This is a genomic window from Thermogemmatispora sp., assembly GCF_019683635.1.
In the GTDB taxonomy this organism is placed as follows: domain Bacteria; phylum Chloroflexota; class Ktedonobacteria; order Ktedonobacterales; family Ktedonobacteraceae; genus Thermogemmatispora.
Map to the genome: position 1 here is coordinate 1 of NZ_JADGIA010000350.1, position 2,413 is coordinate 2,413.

General features: G+C 64.2%; 3 protein-coding genes and 1 pseudogene. 2 read left to right on the forward strand and 2 right to left on the reverse strand.

Annotated features, from left to right (window positions below):
* Positions 1–199 (reverse strand): annotated as a pseudogene (locus IRZ31_RS21185) (endoglucanase); the annotation flags it as partial.
* A gap of 571 nt (positions 200–770) precedes the next feature.
* On the opposite strand from IRZ31_RS21185, the gene IRZ31_RS21190 reads away from it, so the two are divergent.
* The gene (locus tag IRZ31_RS21190; RefSeq protein WP_297157724.1) at positions 771–1,481 is read left to right on the forward strand and encodes an HD domain-containing protein; all 711 of its coding nucleotides are present in this window, start codon (positions 771–773) and stop codon (positions 1,479–1,481) included.
* On the opposite strand, the gene IRZ31_RS21195 is transcribed toward IRZ31_RS21190, so the two are convergent.
* A complete protein-coding gene (locus tag IRZ31_RS21195) occupies positions 1,478–1,696 on the reverse strand; it encodes a hypothetical protein (RefSeq protein ID WP_297157726.1) in 219 nt (72 codons plus the stop codon). The genes IRZ31_RS21190 and IRZ31_RS21195 overlap by 4 nt on opposite strands.
* A gap of 304 nt (positions 1,697–2,000) precedes the next feature.
* On the opposite strand from IRZ31_RS21195, the gene IRZ31_RS21200 reads away from it, so the two are divergent.
* Positions 2,001–2,201 (forward strand): 2-hydroxymuconate tautomerase family protein, encoded by a 201-nt coding sequence (locus tag IRZ31_RS21200; RefSeq protein ID WP_151727693.1) that lies wholly within the window; start codon positions 2,001–2,003, stop codon positions 2,199–2,201.
* Positions 2,202–2,413 lie beyond the last annotated feature (212 nt).

A 2,413-nucleotide genomic window follows, 5' to 3' on the forward strand; every position in this document is an offset into this window, starting at 1 on the left:
TGTTCTGCAGCACCAGGTTGACGCTGAAGCCGCCAGGCCACTGGCTGACGACGCTGTAGCTGACCTGGCAGTAGCTGGCGGCGTGCACCCGCGCCTGACCGCCAAAGAGTCCCGTCAGCAGCAGGACGGGCAGCGCCAGCAAGGCCAGCAGCTGCTTGCGTTTCCACAAGCTCTGTCGTCGAATGGAGTGCGGTGTCATGCTCCGTCGTGCTTCCTTTCCTTGCACGAGTCTCGCTGCTGCCGCTCCTCGTCCTGCAGAACCCGACTAGCAGGTTCTGCAGGCTGGGGGAGGGAGCGGGAGCTTCCTTGCATTCCTGCTGGTTGTGGAATCGGTACCGAAAACGCTTACGTAAGCGTTTTCAAATAGAATATAGTCGGGGGTTGGGGGCTTTGTCAAGGCCCCTGTGAAATTTTTCAGGGGGAGCGCGGCGGAGGCTCTTGAGAAGCGCTACGCTGTCAACGACCCCTGGCTTGAGCCAGGGGCTTGCCCGCAGCCTCGTCGGCCCGGGCTTCGGGGGCACTTCGACGGCAGCCCACTGCCCCGTAGGACAGTACAGCGGTATGCCTGGATTGATCCTTCTGCCCCCCGCCAGATGGTGTAGAATGGATCTGCTTGCGCCACAGGAGACGTGAGGGGGCGAGCTGAGCCGGACCAGGGTAGGCGAGAGGTGGGCGGACCGTCTTGCTGGGGCGTGCGTGAGTGAGAGATGGCCAGGCGGCCTACGTAGCGAGCCTGGCAGACAACAGAGAAAGGATGAGACAGCGAGAAGATGGCTTTTGCTTTCGATAGAGATGCCGTGCTGGCCCAGGTCTACCGCGAGGTGGAGGGGCGCTTTCTGAGTGTGGGAAGGGCCGACCTGGCCCACGGCTGGGACCATATAGAGCGTGTTTATCGGCTGGCGGTGGCGATTGCGCAGCGCGAGGGAGCGGATCAGTTTGTGGTGGGCATGGCGGCGCTGCTGCACGATCTGGGGCGGGTAGCCACAGAGAGCGAGAGAGACGGAAAGATGTCTGCGGCTCAGGAGCAGCGGCACCACGCCGATCTGTCGCATGATCTGGCCGCTGAGGTGCTGGCCGCTCACGGGGTGCCGACTGCGGAGCGTGAGGCGATTCTGCATGCGGTGCTGGCCCATAGCTTTAGCCGCGGGATTGAGCCGCGGACGCTTGAGGCGCGGGTGGTGCGCGATGCGGATCGTCTGGACGGCCTGGGGGCGATTGGTATTATGCGCTGGGCGATCACGGGGACGCTGCGGGCTGCGGCGGAGACACGCCCGTATGATCCGGCTGACCCGTTCGCTGAGCAGCACGCGCCTGACGACCGGCGCTATCTGCTGGATCACTTCTATACGAAGCTGCTGCGTATGGGGGAGACGATGGGGACGGCCACAGGGCAGGCGTTGGCTCAGGAGCGTCTGGCTTTTATGCGGCGCTATCTTGAGGAGTTCCGGCGTGAGCTGAGGCTGGAGGGCCTGCCCGGCTAGGAAGTTGGGGCGGGCTGGTCTGGCTTGTCGGCGGCTGGCAGCTCGTGCAGGCCCTCCAGACCCTCGGGTGAGGTGTCGAGGAAGAAGAGGCGCAGGCGCCCGGGCGGGGTACCAAGGACCTCGTGAAAGATGCGAGTGGCTTCGCGGGCAAAGGCGCGCTTCTGGGCGGCGGTGAGCGGCCTGTCAGCGGCGCGCAGTACTTCGAGCATGGGCATCGGTGTCCTGGCTCCTTTCTTGTCTGGCCTGGTCTGGCGCTGCGTTGCTGCTTGTTGACCCCAACAGGCAAGGCGCTGTCGGGCCAGGGCAGGCGAGCGCGCCGGCGCTCATCTGCGGTGCTGGCTGTATTGTACGTCGTCGGCCACGGTTCTGGCAAGCCAGGCAGACAGAGCCAGGGGACTGCGACGCGAGGGCTGGCGCTGGGCCAGCATGGGGCGCGTCTGTGCCAGGCTGAGAGAAGAGGATTGAGCAGCAATCTGCTGCCCTGTTATGGCCAAAGCAGAGAGAGAAAGGAGGTAAGCGATGCTTGTGCTCAAAGTGACTATTATGGAGGGCCGCAGCGAGGAGCAGAAGGAGCGGTTGATTCGTCTGCTCTCTGAGGCGGCAGGGCGCGAGTTGGGGTATCCGGTGGAAGAGGTGCGCGTTATTATTTATGAGGTGCCAAAGCGCAATTGGGGGATCGGCGGTCGTTCGGCGGCCAGCCGTGAGGAGGGTGGCGGCTAGGGCTGGCACCCTGCTGATCCGGCGGCCCGTTATGTGTGGATGATGGGGATCGATTTGGGCCGCTCCCTTGCGTTTCTGGGGGAGAGGTGGCAGGCTTTTCTCTTCATCGTTAGAGCACCAGCTCCCCCAGCTCCCTCACCCGCTTCTCCCCCGGCCAGCGCTCCAACGCCCTCCTCCAGTTGCTCACCAGCTCCTGCCTCCTCTTGCCACTC

What these genes read in the sequence shown, in the direction of transcription:
- IRZ31_RS21190 (WP_297157724.1), top strand. Translation starts at nt 771, where the DNA reads ATGGCTTTTGCTTTCGATAGAGATGCCGTGCTGGCCCAGGTCTACCGC.
- IRZ31_RS21195 (WP_297157726.1), bottom strand. Translation starts at nt 1,696, where the DNA reads ATGCCCATGCTCGAAGTACTGCGCGCCGCTGACAGGCCGCTCACCGCC.
- IRZ31_RS21200 (WP_151727693.1), top strand. Translation starts at nt 2,001, where the DNA reads ATGCTTGTGCTCAAAGTGACTATTATGGAGGGCCGCAGCGAGGAGCAG.